A 20,306-nucleotide genomic window follows, 5' to 3' on the forward strand; every position below is an offset into this window, starting at 1 on the left:
CCCCCGGCCACCCAGCGGGGCTTGTGGATGCTGCGCGTCGAAGGCCACGTCGCCGTCCCGGGCGAGCGGCATGAACCGGCGCCGTCCGTGACTCCAGGACCCCGGCGGGACCGATCCTCCCGATCGCCCCCGCCGCCTTCACCACCTCCCCCGACCGGACGCCTACAACCGCTGGATGATCGTCCCCGTGGCCAGCGCCCCGCCCGCGCACATCGTGATCAGCGCGAACTCCTTGTCCGCGCGCTCCAGTTCATGCAGGGCCGTCGTGATGAGCCGGGCCCCGGTCGCCCCCACCGGGTGCCCGAGCGCGATCGCGCCGCCGTTGACGTTGACCTTCTCCAGGTCCTGGTCGAAGACCTGGGCCCAGCTGAGCACCACGGACGCGAAGGCCTCGTTGATCTCGACGAGGTCGATGTCCCTCAGGGACATGCCCGCCTTGCCGAGCACCGCGCGGGTCGCGTCGATCGGTCCGTCGAGGTGGAAGTGCGGGTCGGCGCCGACCAGCGCCTGTGCCACGATCCGGGCCCGCGGCTTCAGTTTCAGCGCCCGCGCCATCCGCTTCGACGCCCACATGATCGCCGCGGCACCGTCGCTGATCTGGGACGAGTTGCCCGCCGTGTGGATCGCCGTCGGCATGACGGGCTTCAGGCCGGCCAGCGCCTCCATCGAGGTGTCCCGCAGCCCCTCGTCCCGGTCGACGAGCCGCCACATGCCCTGCCCGGCCCGCTGCTCCTCCTCCGTCGTCGGCACCTGCACCGCGAACGTCTCCCGCTTGAAGCGTTCCTCGGCCCAGGCGACGGCCGCCCGCTCCTGGGAGATCAGACCGAGCGAGTCGACGTTCTCGCGGGTCAGCCCCCGGTGCCGGGCGATGCGCTCCGCCGCCTCGAACTGGTTGGGCAGGTCCACGTTCCACTCGTCGGGGAACGGCTTCCCCGGCCCGTGCTTCGATCCCGACCCCAGCGGCACCCGGGACATCGCCTCGACACCGCAGCTGATGCCGACGTCGATGACCCCGGCCGCGACCATGTTGGCGACCATGTGGGAGGCCTGCTGCGAGGAGCCGCACTGGCAGTCGACGGTCGTCGCCGCCGTCTCGTAGGGCAGCCCGACGGTCAGCCAGGCCGTGCGCGCGGGGTTCATGGACTGCTCGCCGGCGTGGGTGACCGTGCCGCCGACGATCTGTTCCACCGCGTCGGCGGGGATGCCGGCGCGGCCGAGGAGCTCACGGTAGGTCTCGCCCAGCAGATAGGCGGGATGCAGATTGGCGAGCGCGCCCCCGCGCCTGCCGATGGGAGTGCGGACGGCTTCGACGATCACGGGTTCGGCGGCCATGGGTGCGGGTCCTCTCCTCCGAACGGATCCCTGGAACTCCGAAAACGCTGGAACTAGTACGTGTTCTAGTTGGCGCGCTGATTGCAGTCTGCTGACGATTCATCCACCACCGCAAGGGTCTTGCAGGCAATTGGGGTCACCGCACCCCTTGCCTCTTGTAGAACCCGTTACTACCTTCACGGCAGCTCTGTTCCTGATGGGCCGTCAGATAGCTGTCGAACGGCTGGAGTGAGTTGCCGATGTCGTGTCCAGCGCTTCCCGACGGGTTCGACTTCACCGACCCCGACCTGCTGCAAAGCCGCGTACCGCTGCCGGAGTTCGCCGCACTGCGCCGGGCCGAACCGGTGCGCTGGATCCCCCAGCCGGGCAATCTCGCCGGCTTCCAGGACGAGGGGTACTGGGCGGTCACCCGGCACGCGGACGTCAAGTACGTCTCCACCCACCCGGAGATCTTCTCGTCGTACCTCAACACGGCGATCATCCGCTTCAACGAACGCATCGAGCGTGACGCGATCGACGCCCAGCGCCTGATCCTGCTCAACATGGACCCGCCCGAGCACACCAGGGTCCGCGGGATCGTCCAACGGGTGTTCACCCCCCGGGCCATCCGCGCCCTGGAGCAACGCCTGCGCGACCGCGCCCACGCGATCGTCGAGACCGCGCGCGCCCTGCCCGGCGAGTCCTTCGACTTCGTCACCCAGGTCGCCTGCGAACTGCCCCTCCAGGCCATCGCCGAGCTCATCGGCATCCCGCAGGACGACCGCGCGAAGATCTTCGACTGGTCCAACAAGATGATCGCGTACGACGACCCGGAGTACGCGATCAGCGAGCAGGTGGGCCAGGAGTCGGCCATGGAGGTCATCGCCTACGCGATGAACATGGCGGCCGACCGCAAGCAGTGCCCGGCCAAGGACATCGTCACGACCTTGGTGGCCGCGGAGGACGAGGGCAACCTGAACTCCGACGAGTTCGGCTTCTTCGTGCTGATGCTGGCGGTCGCGGGCAACGAGACGACCCGCAACGCCATCACGCACGGTATGCACGCCTTCCTCACCCACCCCGATCAGTGGGAGCTGTACAAGGCCGAGCGCCCCTCCACGGCGGCGGAGGAGATCGTCCGCTGGGCCACGCCCGTGAACGCCTTCCAGCGCACGGCCACCCAGGACACGGAACTCGGCGGCAAGCAGATCAGGAAGGGCGACCGGGTGGGCATCTTCTACGCCGCCGCCAACCACGACCCCGAGGTCTTCGAGAACCCGGACGTCTTCGACATCACCCGCGATCCCAACCCCCACCTCGGCTTCGGCGGCGGAGGCCCGCACTACTGCCTGGGCAAGTCCCTCGCGGTCCTGGAGATCGACCTGATCTTCAACGCCATCGCCGACGCGATGCCGAACCTCCGCGCGGTCGGCGACCCGCGCCGCCTGCGCTCGGCGTGGATCAACGGCGTCAAGGAGCTTCAGGTGACGCTCGGTTGAGCTCTTTCAGGGGCGCGGTGCCGGGTCCCTTCTCGCCGGCGCCCGCTCCTCGTCGGCCTCCGCCACCCCGGCGACCGTCCGGCCCCGCGGCCCCTGGAACAGATACGACAACCCGAACCCACCGGCGACGACGACCGCACCCCCCACCGCGTCGAGCACCCAGTGGTTGCCGGTGGCGACGATCGCCGAGACGGTGAAGAAGGGGTGCAGCAGCCCCAGCCCCTTCATCCACCACTTCGGCGCGATGACCGCGATGACGACCCCGCACCACAACGACCACCCGAAGTGCAGCGAGGGCATCGCCGCGTACTGGTTGGTCAGCGCGGTCAGGGTGCCGTAGTCCGGTTTCGAGAAGTCCTGCACCCCGTGCACGGTGTCGATGACCCCCAGCGCCGGCATCAGACGCGGCGGGGCGAGCGGATAGAGCCAGAACCCGACGAGGGCCAGCAGGGTCGTGAACCCGAGCGAGGCGCGGGCCCACCGGTAGTCCACCGGCCGCCGCCAGTACAGAACGGCCAGCACGCTCAGCGGGACCACGAAGTGGAAGGACGTGTAGTAGAAGTCGAAGAAGTCCCGCAGCCGGCCGACCTCGACGACCGCGTGGTTGGCCCAGTGCTCGATGTCGATGTGCAGCATGCGTTCCAGATCGAGGATCTGCTGACCGTGCTTCTCGGCGGTGGCCCGCCCCGCCGAGTTGCTGCCGCCGGTCGCCGCGAGTCTGACCTGCTGGTAGGCGGCGTACGTGACCCGGAGCAGCAGCAGTTCGAGGAGCAGGTTCGGCCGCGTCAGCGCCCGCCGCAGGAACGGCAGCAGCGGCACGTGCCGGAACCGGGTGGGCGACTGGGCGGCGTACTCCGTGGGGATCGGCGTGCGGTAGTGCGGCGAGGTGCGGGACAGGAAGGGGATCACCGTGGCGGCGGCGAGCGCGGCCAGCAGCACCATGTTGTCGCGCAGGGTGTACAGCGCCGAGATGTGCGGCAGCAGCATCGTCGCCGGCAGGGTCATCACCACGACGACGGCGACCGGCCACACATACCGGTCGGAGGCCCGCTTGCCGACCCGCCCGACGACCGCGAGCAGCACCCACAGCAGTTGGTGCTGCCAGGCGGTCGGCGAGACGGCGATCGCCGCGCAGCCGGTGATCGCGACGGCGAGCAGGAGCTGACCGTCGCGGGCGTAGCGCACGGCCCGCCGCAGGCCCAGGGCGGCGACGACCGCGCCGAGCGCCAGGAAGAGCGAGATCTCCAGCGGCCCCGCCATGCCCAGGCGCAGTAGCAGTCCGTGCAGGGACTGGTTGGAGAGGTCGTCGGCGGGGCCCCCGAGGCCGGTGCCGGCGATGTGGTGCACCCAGTAGGTGTACGAGTCGTGCGGCAGCGCGGCCCAGGCGAGCGCGGTGCCGGCGGCGAAGGTCGCGGCCGTGGTGAGAGCGCCCCGGCGGCGGCCGGTGAACCAGAGCAGGACCGCGAAGAGCAGGACCGTGGGCTGGAGTGCGGCGGCGAGCCCGATGAGCAGTCCGCCGGCCCGTTCACCCCGTACGGCGAAGCAGGCGACGAGGACCAGCAGGACCGGGATGATGCTGGTCTGCCCGAGGTGGAGCGTGTTGCGCACGGGCAGCGACAGCATGAGGAGGCTGATCGCGACCGGCGCGGCGAGCAGGGCGGTGCGGCGGCCGACCGGCTGGGGCAGGGCGCGGGCGGCGACGAGACCGAGGGCGACGACCAGGAGCAGGGTGCCGAAGGTCCAGCCCCAGCCGAGGGCCTGTTCGGCGGCGCGGGTGAGCGGCTTCAGGACGAGTCCCCCGAACGGGGTACCGGTGAACTGCGTCGAGTCGTACAGCGAACCCTTCACATGCAGGACGCCGTCCGGGCCGACCCAGGTCTCCAGGTCCGTCAGCCGCTCGCCTCTGGGGGTACGGAGGACGACGGCGACCTCTCGTACGGCGAGGACGGCCGCCACCAGCCACAGGGCGAGCCTGGCCGCGAGCAGCCGCGCCTGGGCTTCGGGGGTCCCACTGTGCTCCGCATTCGCCACGCCGTGTCGGCCTCTCGTCCCGTTCGTGCCATGCGCCCTGGAGGAAGGACGCAGGCGACCCCGGCTTCACCTGACGTCCGTCTCGTTTTGTCCGAATGACGATAGTCCGCGGTGCGGGCGGCGGCGCGGCTCGGCGCGAGATGGATCACACGCGCTCCGGGAAGGCGCGTCCCTGACCAGGCACGGGGTACCTGCATATGGCACGTTTATGTACCCTGCGCGACCGGACGCGGACGGGACGTGAGCCCGGCAAGTCCGCCTATGGTCGTTTTTTGCCCTTGTCCCCGTCGAAAGGCAGGCGAGCGAAGTTTTGCCGAGTGCCCCCGCTCTCCCCCACCCTGTCCGCACCCCCGACACCCCCGACACCGCCGAGGCCGTCGCCGTCGACCCGGCCCTCGTGAAGCGTGCCGTGAAGGCCGCCGCGCTGGGCAACGCCATGGAGTGGTTCGACTTCGGTGTCTACAGCTACATCGCCGTCACCCTCGGCAAGGTCTTCTTCCCCTCCGGCAACCCGACCGCGCAGCTCCTGTCCACGTTCGGCGCCTTCGCCGCGGCCTTCCTGGTCCGCCCGCTCGGTGGCCTGGTCTTCGGCCCGCTGGGCGACCGCGTGGGCCGCCAGAAGGTCCTCGCCGTGACCATGATCATGATGGCGGCCGGCACCTTCGCCATCGGCCTGATCCCGTCGTACGCCACGATCGGCGTCGGCGCCCCGCTGCTGCTCCTGGCCGCTCGCCTGGTCCAGGGCTTCTCCACCGGCGGCGAGTACGCGGGCGCGTCCACCTTCATCGCCGAGTACTCCCCCGACAAGAAGCGCGGCTTCCTCGGCAGCTGGCTGGAGTTCGGCACGCTGGCCGGTTACATCGCCGGCGCGGGCCTGGTCACGCTGATGACGGCCCTGCTGTCCACCGAGGACCTGATGTCCTGGGGCTGGCGCATCCCGTTCCTGATCGCGGGCCCGATGGGTGTCATCGGCCTGTACCTGCGGCTGCGCCTGGAGGAGACACCGGCGTTCGCGGCCGAGACCGAGAAGGCCGAGTCGAGCCGCCCGAAGATCCCGCTGCGCGAGATGATCACCGGCCAGTGGCGGGCGCTGCTGCTGTGCGTGGGCCTGGTCCTGGTCTTCAACGTCACCGACTACATGCTGCTGTCGTACATGCCGAGCTATCTGACCAGCGAGCTCAAGTACGACGAGACGCACGGTCTGCTGGTCGTCCTCGCCGTGATGGCGCTGATGATGGTCGTCCAACCCTTCGCGGGCGCCCTGAGCGACCGGGTCGGCCGCCGTCCGGTGATCGCCGCGGGCTGCGCGGGCTTCCTGTTCCTGTCGGTACCGGCCCTGCTGCTGATCCGCCAGGGCAGCCTGTTCGCGATCGCGCTCGGCATGGGCGCGCTGGGCCTGCTCCTGGTCTGCTTCACGGCGGCGATGCCGTCCGCCCTTCCGGCCCTCTTCCCGACCCGGGTGCGCTACAGCTCCCTGTCGGTCGGCTTCAACGTCTCGGTGTCCCTCTTCGGCGGCACGACCCCGCTGGTGGTGACCGCGCTGATCGGCGCGACCGGGAACATGATGATGCCCGCCTACTACATGATGGCCGCCGCCGTGATCGGCGGTGTGGCGGTGTGGTTCATGACGGAGTCGGCGGGCCGGCCGCTGCCGGGCTCGCCCCCGCAGAAGTAAATCCCCTGACACGAGGTGGGAGCGCGACTATATTCATTAGCGCAACTAGTTAGCTGCTCTAACTAGACATATGAAAGGCACAGGTGCATGAGCGAGTCGCAGCTCTGGGACGACGTCGACGACTACTTCACCGCCCACCTCGCGCCCGAGGACGAAGTGCTCCAGGCGGCCTTGCGTGACAGCGAGGCCGCCGATCTGCCACAGATCGCGATCACCGCACCACAGGGCAAGTTCCTTCAGCTCCTCGCCCAGATCCAGGGCGCCCGCACGGTCCTGGAGCTCGGCACGCTCGGCGGCTACAGCACCATCTGGCTGGCCCGCGCCCTGCCCGCCGACGGCCGCCTGGTATCGCTGGAGCACAACCCGAAGTACGCCGAGGTCGCGAACCGCAACATCGCCCGCGCGGGTCTCGACAAGGTCGTCGAGGTACGCGTCGGCCCCGCCCTGGAGTCCCTCCCCCGGCTGGCCGACGAGAACCCGCCCCCCTTCGACCTGGTCTTCATCGACGCCGACAAGGCCAACAACCCGCACTACGTGGAGTGGGCGCTCAAGCTCACCAGCGCGGGCAGCCTGATCGTGGTCGACAACGTCGTGCGGGGCGGCCGGGTGGCCGACCCCGACAACCCCGCCCCCGACGTCCAGGGCACCCGGACCGCACTCGAACTGATCGGCCGGCATCCGAGGTTGAGCGCCACGGCGATCCAGACGGTGGGCAGCAAGGGCTACGACGGCTTCGCGCTGGCGCGCGTGCTGCCGTGACCCGGCGCACTCACACCTCGTGGTAGAAGCCGACGTTGACGCTGCGCGGGGCGGTGCGGTCGCGGATGACGATCTCGCCGTTGCCGCCCCGGGGCAGCGTCACGGAGCCGCCGTAGACGAGCGGCTGCGCGTAGGCCCCGGCCACCAGTTGCACCTCGGACGAGGGATCGGCTTGCGAGCCCTGGAGCCAGGTCACCTGCCAGACGCCCTCGGGCCCGCACAGGAACTCCAGGTGCACCCGGGAGACGAACAGCCAGTCGTCGGGGGTCGCGAGCCGGCACACGGACTTGTCCCGGCCCACACGCAGCACGGTGCCCGGGTCACTGGGCGCCTCGGCCATCTGCATCCCGGCCGTGGCACCCTCCTCCGCCGCGGTGACGACGGCCATGGTGAGTTCGAGCACGTGCGCTCCTCCTGAAGGATCCTTGCGCGGCAACCACGTCGGCTCACCGCCGCCGCATGATAAATCGCCCGGCACGGCGGTGTCCGGCACAAGGCATCCGAAGACCGGCCTGCCACCCGACTTCGGGCGACAGGCCGGTCGTACGTACGGACGACTCGTCAGCTGTGCAGCAGCCGCTCCGTCAGCTCGCGGTAGTCCCGCAGCGCCAGCCGGAGTTGCTCGGTGTCACCGGCGCTCACGGCCTTGTCCCGGCCGCTGTCGCCGGTCTGCCAGGAGTTGCGCAGGGTGCGCCGGCGCTCCTTCACCGCGTCGGCGAAGCGGGCGGCGACCTCCTCCAGGACGTGGTCGGCCTCCTCGACGGCGGACCGGGGTTCGTCCACGAACCCGGCGACGGCGTGCTGGAGCCGCGTGCTGAGCTTGTCGCACTCCTCGTGCGGCAGCAGCCGGGCCTCGTGACCGCCGTGGCCGTCGTGATCCTGGCGGCCCAGGCGGCCTTCGCGACCGGAGGCTCCGCCCCCCACACCCGTTCCGACACCGCCGACGGTGTCGGAACCGGCGTCCCGCCCCCGCTCGGTCTCGCGGCCCGGGCCGGACGCCTTGCCACGGTCGACCACGGTGTCACCGCCGAAGCCGCCCTCGTCACCGACCCCGCCACCGCGCCGCTCACCGCCGGGCGTGCCCGCGGGACGCCCCGTCGGGTCCAGGTCCGGCGCCTCGGACTCGGTGGGAGTCACCAGCGGACTGTGCGAACCCGCGGGGTCGTTGTCCGTGCCCCTGCCGGTCGTCCTTCCCTCACCCCGGGCGCCGTCGGCACCGGGCCTGTTCACGGCATCCGTCATGTCACTCAACTCCCCTTCGCGTGACGCCTGTTGAATGCCCACGGCAGGTGTCCCCGGCTGTCGTGTCGACCGTCGCGGGGCTGACCCGCGCGCGCGTGGGTGGGTGTACGGGACTCCTCGCGGCTGCGCGGCGGGCCGACGAGGTCCTCGAAGAGGGCCCGCGCCTCGACCATGGCGGCGCGCATGTCCTCCGTGTCCGTCCGGCCGTCGCCGTCCTGCCGGGCGTTCGAGCGGGCACTCGCCACCGTGTGCACCCGCCGGTAGCCGTGCACGTGGTGCGCGTGGTGCACGGACAGCGCGTCGAACTGTTCGTCGTACTGGCCGCCGCCCGGGAAGCCCCGGGCCTCGGCGAGCTCGGCGAGCAGCCGGTCGGCCTCGGCGACGGCTTCCCTGGGGGAGTCGACGAAGCGTTCCTGGGCGGCCGTCCAGCGGTCCTCGTACCGCTGGCGCTCCGCCGGTTCGAGTGGCTGCTCGCGCAGGGATCCGTGCCGCTCGACGCGCTCGGCGAGTTCGCGCTCGGCGGCCTTCTCGTCCCCGTCGTGCCGGGCCACGGTACGGTCGTATTCGGGCCCGAAGCGTCGCTTCAGGCCCCGGCCGTGCTGCGCGCCCCGGCCACGCAGGGTCAGGACGGCCGCCACTACGAGGACGGCCGCCACGATCACGATCAGAGCGATGATCAGGCCTGTTGACATGTCTGCCGGGTTGCCCTGAACGTTTTGTTCAAACCGTCTCTACATATGTGTACGCGGCAATCAGGCCACGACCTGCACCCTTCCTCCCGCCGGCACCGTCACAGTCGGGTCGTGGACCCTTCGTGCGGCTGTTCGCGGTCGGACCCGCACAGCTCGTCGTTCAGGTCCTTCACCAGCTGGGCGAGGTCGGTGGGACGGTCGGGGCCCCACCAGTCCCCCAGCAGCTCCCCCAGCGACGCCTCCCGTGCCGCCGCGAGCCGCGTCGCGACCTCTCGCCCCGGTTCGGTGAGCAGCAGGTCGAGGCCCCGCCGGGACGCCAGTCCCCGCTCTTCCACCTGCCGTGCCGCCGCGATGATCGCGCCCAGGGGCACCGACGTGCGCTCGGCGAGCAGGGCCGGCTCCACCCACCCGTACTTCCGCATCCGCAGCACCAGCCAGCTCGACGCGGGCAGCAGGTCGTACCCGGCCCGCGCGGTGATCTCGCGGTAGATCTCCCGCCGCCCCTCCCGGGTCCCGAGCACCGACAGCGCCCGGCACACCTCGTCGTACGACGACCGTTCCACGGGGTTGCTGGCCAGCGTCTCGGTGACGTCGGGCGCGGTGACCGACCCGCGCAGCCGGTCCTCCTTGAGGAACCACGCGAGCACGAACCCGAGGAACGCGACGGGCGCGGCGTAGAGGAAGACGTCGGTGATCGAGGAGGCGTACGCGTGCAGCGCCTCGGACCTGAGCGAGCCCGGCAGTTCCGCGAGGCCCCGGGAGTCGGCCTCGATCCCGGACACCGAGACCCCGGGCGGCAGTTGGGCCCCGCGCAGGGCTTCGGCCAGTTTGTCGCCGAGCCGGTTCGCGAAGACCGTGCCGAAGATGGCGACGCCGAAGGACGCCCCGATGGACCGGAAGAAGGTCGCGCCGGACGTGGCGACGCCGAGATCCTCGTAGGAGACGGCGTTCTGCACGATCAGCACCAGCACCTGCATGACCAGCCCGAGCCCCAGCCCGAACACGCAGAAGTAGAGGCTCATCACCCAGGTGGAACTGCTCTCGTCGAGCCGGTGCAGGAGCAGCAGCCCGAGCGTGGTGACCGCGGTCCCGGCCACCGGGAACACCTTCCAGCGCCCTGTACGGCTGACGATCTGCCCGGACACGGTGGAGGACAGCAGCAGGCCGAACACCATGGGCAGCATGTGCACCCCGGACATGGTCGGCGAGACGCCCTGCACCACCTGGAGGAAGGTGGGCAGATAGGTCATGGCGCCGAACATCGCGAACCCGACGATGAAGCTGATGACGGCGGACAGGGTGAAGGTCCGCACCCGGAAGAGCTTCAACGGCAACACGGGCTCGGCGGCCCGCCGTTCGACCGCGACGAAGGCGAACGCCAGCACCACGCCCAGCACCGCGAGGCCGACGATCTGAGGCGATCCCCACCCCCAGGTGTTGCCGCCCAGCGAGGCCACCAGGACCAGACACGTGGCGACGGCCGCGATGAGGAAGGTCCCCAGGTAGTCGATGACATGCTTCGTCGACTTGCGCGGGATCCGCAGCACCACGGCGATCACGGCGAGCGCGACCACGCCGACCGGAAGATTGACATAGAACACCCACCGCCAGCTCAGGTGCTCGGTGAACAGCCCGCCCAGCAGCGGCCCGAGCACACTCGTCGCCCCGAACACCGCCCCGAACAGCCCCTGGTAGCGCCCGCGTTCACGTGGTGGGACGAGATCGCCGACGATCGCCATCGAGAGCACCATCAACCCGCCGCCACCCAGCCCCTGAAGGGCGCGGAAGGCGATGAGCTGGGTCATGTCCTGGGACATGCCGCACAACGCCGAGCCGATCAGGAAGATCACGATCGCGGTCTGGAACAGCCGCTTGCGCCCGTACTGGTCACCGAGCTTGCCCCACAGCGGTGTCGCCGCCGTGGAGGCCAGCAGATACGCGGTGACGACCCAGGACAGATGGTCCATGCCACCGAGGTCGCTGACGATGGTGGGCAGCGCCGTGGACACGATCGTCTGGTCCAGCGCGGCGAGCAGCATGCCGAGCAGCAGGGCCCCGATCGAGACAAGGACGTTGCCGGACACATGGTGTTCTCGCGTGTCTCGCACATCCTCCGTCATACCGTGCGCGTCCGCGGCCATGAAGACCTCCCGAGGCTCTCGTTACTTCTCCATCGTGGTCGGTGTGACCGTTTACGGCCTGTTGAGTCCTGTTGGAAGCCGATATTCCGGGGGCTTCCGAAGGGCGGCTGTGGAGGGGTTCTGCATAATCTCTGGAGTTTGTGAGGGGAGGGACGAACACATGGCGGAGTCGAACGGCCATCTGTGCCCGGAGTGCGGGGCACCGAGAAAGACGGACAACACCCCGTTGTGCGGGTGCACCCGGCGCGCGTCGGACGCGCTGCGGGACGCGCGCACGGCGGAGGCGGCCGCGGCGGAGGACTTCGATCCGCTGCGCATACGGCCGTACGTGGAGCTGGACGACGAGACCGCGCCGGTGCCGCGGGTGCCCGCACCGGACGCCACGATGCCGCTGCGCGCGCCGGCGCCGCGGTCGAGCGCCCCGAGTCCCACCGATCTGAGCCTGTTCGAGCCGGAGCAGGACCGCTCCGCCCGCGGCCCGGACCCGCGCCCGCGCCGCACCCGTCGCCGTACCGTCCTCCTCGCCTCGACCGGGGCGGTGGTGGCCGTGGTCGCGGCGGCCGGTTTAGCCAGTGGGCTGTTCGCCTATGAGCCGCCGTCGCGGGACGAGGCGGGACCGCAGGACGTACGGCCGGCCGTCCCGGACGTGACGAAGACCGTGCCGTCGGCGTCCCCGGCCACGGCCACACCGTCGGTACGGCCGTCGTCGGCGCCCCCGTCCGCGACCGCGAGCGCGAGCCCTTCGGTCTCCCCGTCCCCGTCGAGGTCCAGCGCCTCCCCCGGCCCTTCCCTCTCGACCGCGCCCCCGGCGACCCCGGCGACCCCGACGGCCTCCGCCGCTACGAAGCCGGCGGCCGGGGCCGACTCGGCGCAGGAGGCGGCTCCGCCCGTGCTGCGGCGGGGGTCCGACGGCCCGGAGGTTGTCGAGCTCGAACTGCGGCTCACCCAGGTCGGCCTGTACGGCCGCAAGCCCTCCGGCCACTACAACGAGGGGGTCGAGGACGCGGTCGCCATGTACCAGTGGCAGCGGGGGCTCCAGGGCACGGAACGCGGGGTGTACGACCAGCTGACCCGAGAGCGACTGGAGTCGGAGACCAGAGAGCCGTAGGAAACGCTCCACGCCACCAGCGCCCCGCCCTCGGCCAGGCCGGATGTGCGCGAGGCCGGGACCGCACACACCCAGCCGGACGGTGACCGCGTCCGCTCCGCCGGACCGCTCCACCGGGCCCGCTGCGGCGGGGCGCAGCCGGACGCTCCCGATAGGGCGGTGACGTGGGATGCGCCCCGACCCCACGCACCCCGAAGGGCCGCTAGCCCACGTGCAGCCTGATCGTGCCGTCCTCCAGGGCCTCCACCCGCACCTGCGTGAGGTCCCGCACCACCACGTCCGGCCCGTGCAGGCCGGCCCTCGGGCCGACCCCCACCACCCGCATGCCCGCCGCCTTCCCGGCCGCGATCCCCGCCCCCGAGTCCTCGAAGACCACGCACTCGGCGGGCGCCACACCCAGCTCGGCGGCCCCCTTGAGGAACCCCTCGGGATCCGGCTTGCTCGCCCCCACGGACTCGGCGGTCACGCGGACACCGGGCAGCTCCAGTCCCGCGGCCGCCATCCGGGCCGTGGACAGCGGGACGTCGGCCGAGGTCACCAGCGCGTGCGGCAGCCCCCGCAGGGACGCCAGGAACTCCGGCGCCCCCGGTATCGCGACCACCCCGTCCATGTCCGCGGTCTCCTCGGCGAGCATGCGCGCGTTGTCCGCGAGGTTCTGCTCCATGGGACGGTCGGGCAGCAGGACCGCCATCGACGCGTGCCCCTGGCGGCCGTGGACCACCTTCATGACCTCGTCGCCGTCCAGCCCGTGCCGGTCGGCCCAGCGGCGCCAGATGCGTTCCACCACGGCGTCGGAGTTGACGAGGGTGCCGTCCATGTCGAGCAGGAGGGCGCGGGCGGTGAGCACGGTGGGGGCGGCGGTGGCCGTCATCGGCAGCTCCAAGACGCGGGACGTGGGGCTTCGGAGGTGTCTCCCCCGCACCCCCCGGAGGAACAAGGCGGCCCCGCCCGCCGGTCAGGGAAAACGGGCGGAGGCCACTTTGTTTCTCCACGGTACAAAATCGGGCCGGTTCCCGCCACCACCCCCCGCGGACCGCCCGGAACAGTTCACCCGCCGTTCAGCTCAGCCGGCCACGGCCTCCCACAGGCTCCACAGCCCGAGCGCCAGCATCAGCAGCGCCGCGACCTTGGTGATCAGCTTCAGCGGGACCCGCTTCATCAGGGCCTTTCCGCCGACGATGCCGAGGCCGGCCACCGCCCACAGCGCGAGCACCGCGCCGAGACCGACGGAGAGCGGGTCGTCGTAGCGGGCCGCGAGGTTGGCCGTCATGATCTGGGTCAGGTCACCGAACTCGGCGACCAGGATGAGCATGAACCCGGCCCCGGCGACCTTCCAGAAGGACTGGTCCTCGGGCTTGCGGATCTCCTCGTCGCCGTCGTCCTTCTTCAGCAGCAGGACGGCCGCGCCGCCGAGGAAGAGCACGCCCGTCAGCGCCTGCACGATCTGCTGCGGCAGCAGGGTGAGCACACTGCCTGCCGCGACGGCGAGCGCGACATGGAGCGCGAAGGCCGCGGCGACGCCGGCGAAGACGTAGGAGGCGCGGTAGCGGGTGCCCAGGACGAGCCCGGCGAGCGCGGTCTTGTCGGGCAGTTCGGCGAGGAAGACGACGCCGAAGACGACGGCCGTCACGGTGAAGCTGATCAAGGGTCCTCAATCGGTCGGGGGCTGCCCCACCGAGAGTGTTCCTGCGAAACGACGCCTCGGCACGGCAGCACACAGTCAGTGCACTACTGGCCGAAGGTCTCGCTGGCCGGTCCCTGAAGAACCTGCCTCCGGGCGCCGGCTCAGACGAGCTGAGCAGTATGTCGACGGTCCGGCGAAGAGCTACTCCCCTTCAACTGCGGTCAAGTCTACGTGATCGTTTCGCCGTAAACCTTGTCGTGTCATGTCCACGTCACTAACTTCTCACCGAACGCACATCTCCCCGCAACACGGAGCCGCGAGCATTCGATCGCTCGCTCTCCAACGCCCCCGCCCCCCAAGGGAGTTCGCATGCCGAAGTTCTACGCGCGTCGACGGCTCAGCATACTCGGCGCGCTCACCGCGCTCATAGCCTCCGTCGCGGTCCTCAACGGCCCGACCGCCTCCGCCGCCCTCCCCACCCCGGTCAGCGCGGCCACCGCCCGCACCTACCTCGCCTCGCTCACCGTGGCGACCGAGAACCGCACCGGCTACAGCCGGGACCTGTTCCCGACCTGGATCACCATCAGCGGCACCTGCAACACGCGCGAGTACATCCTCAAGCGGGACGGCTCGAACGTCGTCACCGACTCCGCCTGCGCCGCCACCAGCGGCAGCTGGTACTCCCCGTACGACGGCGCCACCTGGACCGCCGCCTCCGACGTCGACATCGACCACCTGGTCCCGCTCGCCGAGGCCTGGGACTCCGGCGCGAGCGCCTGGACCACGGCCCGGCGCCAGTCCTTCGCCAACGACGTCACCCGCCCGCAGCTCCTCGCGGTGACCGACAACGTGAACCAGTCCAAGGGCGACCAGGACCCGGCCACCTGGATGCCGTCGCTCACCTCGTACCGCTGCACCTACGTGCGCGCCTGGGTCCAGGTGAAGTACTACTACGGCCTCTCCGTCGACTCCGCCGAGAAGAGCGCGCTCACGAACTACCTCGCCAACTGCTGACGATTCCATGACCGGAATCTCCCCGCGGGCCTCCGTCGTTCCGTACCGTACGGGGCGACGGAGGAGGATCACGTGACGGATCTGCGGGTCGGACCACTGCTCAGGTACGTCGACGGCTCGTCCGCGACCGTGTGGGTCGAGACGAGCCGTCCGTGCACCGCCGAGGTGCGCTGCTCGGACGGCACCGGCGGCGAGGCCCCCACCTTCCAGATCGCGGGGCACTACTACGCCCTCGTCCCGGTCGACGGCCTCTCCCCCGGCACGGAGCGGTCGTACGAGGTGTTCCTGGACGGCACACGCGTGTGGCCGCTGCCGGACTCGCCGTTCCCGCCGTCGGTGATCCACACGCCCACCGAGGAGGCGCCCGTCCGGGTCGCCTTCGGCTCCTGCCGCTGGGCCGCGCCCCCGGAGGGCGAGAAGGACCCCGTGGGACCCGACGCCCTGGACACCCTCGCGGCCCGTGTCGCCGCCGAGCCGGAGGGCGAGCGGCCGGACGTCCTCCTGCTCCTGGGCGACCAGGTCTACGCCGACGAGACCTCCCCGGCCACGCAGAGCTGGCTGGCCGCCCGCCGCGATCTGAGCGACCCGCCGGGCGCCCAGGTGGCGGACTACGAGGAGTACACCCACCTCTACTACGAGTCCTGGCTCGACCCCGAGGTGCGCTGGCTGCTGTCCACCGTGCCCAGTTGCATGATCTTCGACGACCACGACGTCATCGACGACTGGAACACCTCCGCCTCCTGGGTCGAGGACATGCGCACCCTCACCTGGTGGCGGGAACGACTGCTGAGCGGGCTGATGTCGTACTGGGTCTACCAGCACCTGGGCAACCTCCCCCCGTCCGAACTGGCCGCGGACCCCCTCTACGCCGCCGTCCGCCGATCCCCCGACGGCACCGACGAGTTGCGCGCCTTCGCCTGCCGGGCCGAGGCCGACGCGGCCTCCGTGCGCTGGAGCTACCGGCGCGACTTCGGCCGGGTGCGGCTGGTCATGGTCGACTCCCGCGCGGCCCGCGTCCTCGACGAGGACAACCGTTCGATGCTGGACCCCGGCGAGGCGGAGTGGCTGCGTGAGCAGGTGCTGGAGGACCGCTCCTCCTACGACCACCTCCTGATCGGCACCTCGCTGCCCTGGCTGCTGCCGCACCTGGTGCACGACGCCGAGGCGTGGGACGCAGCGCTGTGCCGGGGGGAGCGCGGGGCGCGCTGGGCCCGGTTCGGGGAGAACCTGCGGCGCAAGGCGGACCTGGAGCACTGGGCGGCGTTCCCCGCTTCCTTCGCGGCGCTGGCGGATCTGATCGCCGAGGTGGGTACGGGTCCCGAGGCGCCGGCGACGGTGCTGGTGCTGTCGGGGGACGTGCACCACGCGTACGTGGCCGAGCCGAAGTGGCGCACCGGCGGCCCGGACGCCCGCGTCCTCCAGCTCACCTGCTCGCCCGTCCACAACTCCGTGCCCGGCTACATCCGGTTCGGATTCCGCTTCGGCTGGAGCGCGACGGCGCGGGCGCTCGGGCGGGCGCTCGCCCGGCACGGAGGCTGTGCGCGGCCGCCGGTGTCCTGGCGGCACACCGGCGGCCCCTGGTTCGGCAACCAGCTCATGACCCTGACGATGAACGGCCGTTCGGCGCGACTGCGACTGGACCACGCCCGGGATTCGGGTGAGGGCCGGACGCACCTGGTGACGGTCTCGGAGTCCGACCTCACCGGGGGCACCGGCCGCAAGTCGTCCCCGCTTGCCCGGCGCGATATTTGACACACCGTCAAGCGGAGCTGCTTGCAAGGTAGTTGCGACACCAAGCCGTGCCCGGAGCAGGTGGAGATTCGGACACACTTTCGGGCGATGGCACGAAGGTCGAGAGTCGCTCCACGTGCGGCTGCGGGTGAAACGGAAGAGGTGGAAGAGGTAAACCAATGGCTAAATGTTGAACTTGCAAGCATTGATCAGGCGCACCTAGCGTGGAGGGCCCGACCCGGTCCCATCCCCCTGGGCGACCCCCTGTGGGACCGACCCGACCGAAGGAGTCCCCCACCATGACCGGACGCCTGAACAGCGCCCAGCCATACGTCCTCGGCCTGTATCGCATCGTCGTCGGCCTGCTCTTCCTCTGCCACGGCGCCGCCTCCCTCTTCGGCGTCCTCGGCGGTGCCGCGGGCACCGACGGCGGCACCCTCGAAGCGGGCACCTGGCCGGGCTGGTACGCGGCCGTGATCCAACTCGTGTGCGGCAGCCTCGTCCTGCTCGGCCTGGGCACGCGCGCGGCCGCGTTACTCGCCTCGGGATCCATGGCGTACGCGTACTTCAAGGTCCACCAGCCGATGGCCCTGTGGCCCATGGAGAACGGCGGCGAGGCCGCGGCCATGTTCAGCTGGGCCTTCCTGCTGCTGGTCTTCACCGGGTCCGGCGCGTTCGGCCTGGACCGGCTGTTCGCGAAGCGCTCGGCGGACGAACGAAAGCCGGCGGCGGAGCCGGTGGCCGTCTGAGGCGAGCCCGTGCGGTGCCCTCCCCCGCGTCTTGGGGGAGGGCACCGCACGAGGCAGCCGGGTGAACATGCCGCGCCCATCTCATGAGCCCCCCGTGAATCTCCTGTCACTGCCCACGCGTACGCTGTATGGCTGTCTACGGGGGAATCACGGGGAGTCGCGGTGTTGGAGAGCCTGGGGTCACTGACCGGCAGTCCATGGATCTACGCCATGGTCGCGCTGTCGGTGCTCCTTGACGTGTTCGTGCCGTTGCTGCCCAGCGGGGTGCTGGTCATCACGGCCGCGACGGCCGCGGCCGCGGGCAGCGCGGCGACCGGGCGGGTGCCCGATGTGATGGCCCTGATCCTCTGCGCGACGACCGCCTCCGTGCTGGGCGACCTGGCGGCGTACCGCCTCGCCTTCCGCGGCGGTGAGCGCCTCGACCGCGCGATCGCCCGCTCACGTCGGCTCACCACCGCGCAGGAACGTCTCGGCGACGCGCTCGCCGCGGGCGGTGGGGCCCTGGTGGTCCTCGCCCGATTCGCTCCCGCCGGCCGCTCGGTGGTCTCCCTCCTGGCCGGCACCGCCCACCGCCGGGCCCGTGACTTCCTCCCCTGGTCCGCCCTCGCGGGCCTCTCCTGGGCGGCCTACAGCGTGGCCCTCGGCTACTTCGGCGCGCACTGGCTAGGGGCGACCTGGCTGGCGACGGGGGTGTCGGTGGCGGCGCTGTTCGGAGCGGGGGCGGCGGCGGCCTACGTGATGCGGCCACGCCCCGAACAGGCCGGGGCAGCACGCTGACGGCGTCGGCCACGGCAGGGCGTCCGTGGGCTGTGGGTCGGCGGAGCCGGCCGTGGGTCGATACGGCTGCGCCCCAGGTCAAGCCTTCGGCGGCACCCGCCCGACGGTAGCGGGGCCTCGGCGGCGGAGCCGTACGCCGATACGGCTCCTCAGCCCCAGGCAAGTCAAGCCGCGACGCCAGAGCGTACGTCGGCCGGGAGCCGGTGAAGCCTGCAACGGCACGGAGCCGCGCCGCCAGGCAGGTCCAGCTGCGGCCGGGGCACGTTCCTGCCCGCCACCGCAGGGCGTACCTCACCTCGGAGACAGTGGAGCGGCGCGACGGCACGGCCCCGCGACCAGGCAGGTCAAGCCACGGGGCACGCACGCACCCGCACGCGACAGCAGAGCGCACGTCGACCAGGAGCCTGTGGAACCTGCAACGGCACGGCCCCGCCGCCTCCACGCAAGTCCAGCTGCGGCCGGGGCACGTTCCAGCCCGCCACCGCAGGGCGTACCTCACCTCGGACACAGTGGAGCGGCGCGACGGCACGGCCCCGCGACCAGGCAGGTCAAGCCGCGGGGCACGCACGCACCCGCACGCGACAGCAGAGCGCACGTCGGCCGGGAGCAGGACGGTGAGCGGGGTCCGCCCCGGACGGCCCCGCGCGGGGTATGCGGTCAGCTCGCCTCGCGGCGTGCGGCTCCGCGGACTTCCAGGCCCGCGAGCAACTCCGCCGTCGCCTCCGCGATCACCTCCACGGCCCGTTCGAAGACCTCCCGGTTGTGGGCGGCGGGGGCCCGGAAGCCCGACACCTTGCGCACGTACTGGAGCGCGGCGGCCCGGATCTCCTCCTCCGTCGCCTCCTCGGGCAACACAGGCGGACGAAGCGTCTTGATACTGCGGCACATACCGACAGTCTCCCTCCCCGAGCGGATCGGTGCTTCCGTCCGCCCGTTCCGAATGCCATGATCCTCGCCGAGGCGGCCACCGACCCCGGGGCCGACCGACGAGAGGAACAACTCGACATGGCGCACGACTCCGCGCACCGGAAACTCACCGTGGCAATCCTGGGTCCCGGCGGCACCGGCGGCCTCCTCGCCGCCCTCCTGGCCCGCGCCGGACACCGGGTGATCTGCCTGGCCGGCGACGACACGGCAACCACCCTGCGCACAGCCGGTGTCGAGGTCCGCAGCGGCACCTTCGGCGACTTCACGACCCCCGTCGAGGCCGACACCGAACTGCGCGAACCGGTCGACGCCTGCGTGATCGCCGTCAAGCACACCTCCCTGCACTCGGCCCTCGACCGCGTCCCGCCTGCCACCCTGGGCGACGGCCTGGTCGTCCCCCTCCTGAACGGCGTCGAGCACCCGGCGACCCTGCGCGCCCGCTACCGCCCGGACCGGGTCGCCCCCGCGGTGATCCGCGTCGAGTCGACGAGGGTCGCACCGGGCGTCATCGAGCACGGCAGCCCCTTCGCCGAGCTCGACCTGACCGGCGACGGCGTCCCCCGAGAGCGGCTCGACGCACTGGCCTCCGTCCTGACCGCGGCCGGCCCCACGACCCGTGTCCTGGACGACGAGACGGCCGCCCTGTGGGCCAAGATGTCCTTCCTCGCTCCCTTCGCCCTCCTCACCACGCTGTACGCCCTCCCCCTCGGCGAGGTGCGCACCCGCCACCGCGCCGAGCTGACCGCCCTGGTCGAGGAGACCGCCGCGGTCAGCGCGGCCTGCGGCGGCCCGGCCGATGCCGCCCAGGCCCTCGCCCGCTACGACGCCTTCCCGCCCGGCATGAAGTCCTCGATGCAGCGCGACGCGGAGGCGGGCCGGCCCCTCGAACTGGACGCGATCGGCGGGGCGTTGCTGCGCGCGGCCGACCGGCACGGGGTGAAGGTGCCCTGCGCGACCCGGGTGGTAGGGGAGTTGGCGGACGCCGACGACTGACGGTCCGCCCGGACCGCCGCCGCCCAGCCCGGC

At 71.4% G+C, this 20,306-nt stretch carries 18 protein-coding genes; 9 read left to right on the forward strand and 9 right to left on the reverse strand.

Translation table 11 applies throughout. The annotated features are described in order from the left end of the window. Positions 1–162: 162 nt before the first annotated feature. On the reverse strand, positions 163–1,332 hold the full coding sequence (locus ABZ098_RS03210) for a steroid 3-ketoacyl-CoA thiolase (RefSeq protein WP_356586666.1): 1,170 nt from the start codon (positions 1,330–1,332) through the stop codon (positions 163–165). Positions 1,333–1,571: 239 nt separating this feature from the next. On the opposite strand from ABZ098_RS03210, the gene ABZ098_RS03215 reads away from it, so the two are divergent. Further along, entirely contained in the window at positions 1,572–2,810 is a 1,239-nt protein-coding gene (locus tag ABZ098_RS03215; protein WP_356586668.1) for a cytochrome P450, read from the forward strand. Positions 2,811–2,816: 6 nt separating this feature from the next. On the opposite strand, the gene ABZ098_RS03220 is transcribed toward ABZ098_RS03215, so the two are convergent. Further along, positions 2,817–4,841: a bifunctional glycosyltransferase 87/phosphatase PAP2 family protein gene (locus tag ABZ098_RS03220; protein WP_356586670.1), complete on the reverse strand. Its 2,025-nt coding sequence runs from the start codon at positions 4,839–4,841 to the stop codon at positions 2,817–2,819. A 310-nt stretch (positions 4,842–5,151) separates the two neighbouring features. On the opposite strand from ABZ098_RS03220, the gene proP reads away from it, so the two are divergent. Together proP and ABZ098_RS03230 are read left to right on the forward strand one after the other, a co-directional pair. Beyond that, entirely contained in the window at positions 5,152–6,516 is a 1,365-nt protein-coding gene (proP, locus tag ABZ098_RS03225) for a glycine betaine/L-proline transporter ProP (RefSeq protein ID WP_356586672.1), read from the forward strand. A gap of 87 nt (positions 6,517–6,603) precedes the next feature. Further along, positions 6,604–7,275: an O-methyltransferase gene (locus ABZ098_RS03230; RefSeq protein WP_356586674.1), complete on the forward strand. Its 672-nt coding sequence runs from the start codon at positions 6,604–6,606 to the stop codon at positions 7,273–7,275. 10 nt (positions 7,276–7,285) lie between these two features. Here ABZ098_RS03230 and ABZ098_RS03235 read toward each other — a convergent pair whose 3' ends face one another. The 4 genes from ABZ098_RS03235 to ABZ098_RS03250 all read right to left on the reverse strand — a co-directional run bounded on the left by ABZ098_RS03235 (position 7,286) and on the right by ABZ098_RS03250 (position 11,350). Then, positions 7,286–7,678, reverse strand: coding sequence for a hypothetical protein (locus tag ABZ098_RS03235; protein ID WP_356586676.1), 393 nt, complete (start codon positions 7,676–7,678; stop codon positions 7,286–7,288). A 158-nt stretch (positions 7,679–7,836) separates the two neighbouring features. Next, on the reverse strand, positions 7,837–8,517 hold the full coding sequence (locus ABZ098_RS03240) for a hypothetical protein (protein ID WP_356586678.1): 681 nt from the start codon (positions 8,515–8,517) through the stop codon (positions 7,837–7,839). A gap of 5 nt (positions 8,518–8,522) precedes the next feature. After that, complete coding sequence (locus ABZ098_RS03245; RefSeq protein ID WP_356586680.1) at positions 8,523–9,209, reverse strand: hypothetical protein; 687 nt, start codon at positions 9,207–9,209, stop codon at positions 8,523–8,525. A gap of 98 nt (positions 9,210–9,307) precedes the next feature. Next, positions 9,308–11,350 carry an MDR family MFS transporter gene (locus ABZ098_RS03250; protein WP_356586682.1) on the reverse strand — a complete coding sequence of 681 codons (2,043 nt, stop codon included), beginning with the start codon at positions 11,348–11,350 and terminating at the stop codon, positions 9,308–9,310. A gap of 160 nt (positions 11,351–11,510) precedes the next feature. Here ABZ098_RS03250 and ABZ098_RS03255 point away from each other — a divergent pair, with 160 nt between their 5' ends. Further along, positions 11,511–12,458 carry a peptidoglycan-binding domain-containing protein gene (locus ABZ098_RS03255; protein ID WP_356586684.1) on the forward strand — a complete coding sequence of 316 codons (948 nt, stop codon included), beginning with the start codon at positions 11,511–11,513 and terminating at the stop codon, positions 12,456–12,458. A 202-nt stretch (positions 12,459–12,660) separates the two neighbouring features. Here the strand turns inward: ABZ098_RS03255 and ABZ098_RS03260 are convergent, their stop codons facing one another. After that, positions 12,661–13,329: an HAD-IA family hydrolase gene (locus ABZ098_RS03260; RefSeq protein ID WP_356586686.1), complete on the reverse strand. Its 669-nt coding sequence runs from the start codon at positions 13,327–13,329 to the stop codon at positions 12,661–12,663. 192 nt (positions 13,330–13,521) lie between these two features. Then, positions 13,522–14,103: a TMEM165/GDT1 family protein gene (locus tag ABZ098_RS03265; protein WP_356586688.1), complete on the reverse strand. Its 582-nt coding sequence runs from the start codon at positions 14,101–14,103 to the stop codon at positions 13,522–13,524. Positions 14,104–14,451: 348 nt separating this feature from the next. Here ABZ098_RS03265 and ABZ098_RS03270 point away from each other — a divergent pair, with 348 nt between their 5' ends. From ABZ098_RS03270 to ABZ098_RS03285, 4 genes are all read left to right on the forward strand, one after another. Beyond that, entirely contained in the window at positions 14,452–15,096 is a 645-nt protein-coding gene (locus tag ABZ098_RS03270) for an HNH endonuclease family protein (RefSeq protein WP_356586690.1), read from the forward strand. A gap of 72 nt (positions 15,097–15,168) precedes the next feature. Next, on the forward strand, positions 15,169–16,848 hold the full coding sequence (locus ABZ098_RS03275; protein WP_356586691.1) for an alkaline phosphatase D family protein: 1,680 nt from the start codon (positions 15,169–15,171) through the stop codon (positions 16,846–16,848). A 278-nt stretch (positions 16,849–17,126) separates the two neighbouring features. Next, positions 17,127–17,576 carry a DoxX family protein gene (locus ABZ098_RS03280; RefSeq protein WP_356586693.1) on the forward strand — a complete coding sequence of 150 codons (450 nt, stop codon included), beginning with the start codon at positions 17,127–17,129 and terminating at the stop codon, positions 17,574–17,576. Positions 17,577–17,738: 162 nt separating this feature from the next. Continuing rightward, complete coding sequence (locus tag ABZ098_RS03285; protein WP_356586695.1) at positions 17,739–18,353, forward strand: VTT domain-containing protein; 615 nt, start codon at positions 17,739–17,741, stop codon at positions 18,351–18,353. A 657-nt stretch (positions 18,354–19,010) separates the two neighbouring features. Here ABZ098_RS03285 and ABZ098_RS03290 read toward each other — a convergent pair. Then, positions 19,011–19,241, reverse strand: coding sequence for a DUF2277 domain-containing protein (locus tag ABZ098_RS03290; RefSeq protein ID WP_356586697.1), 231 nt, complete (start codon positions 19,239–19,241; stop codon positions 19,011–19,013). A 117-nt stretch (positions 19,242–19,358) separates the two neighbouring features. Between ABZ098_RS03290 and ABZ098_RS03295 the strand changes: the two genes are divergently transcribed. Next, the gene (locus ABZ098_RS03295) at positions 19,359–20,273 is read left to right on the forward strand and encodes a 2-dehydropantoate 2-reductase (RefSeq protein WP_356587613.1); all 915 of its coding nucleotides are present in this window, start codon (positions 19,359–19,361) and stop codon (positions 20,271–20,273) included. Positions 20,274–20,306 lie beyond the last annotated feature (33 nt).

It is taken from the genome of Streptomyces sp. NPDC006335 (assembly GCF_040612795.1).
GTDB lineage: Bacteria > Actinomycetota > Actinomycetes > Streptomycetales > Streptomycetaceae > Streptomyces.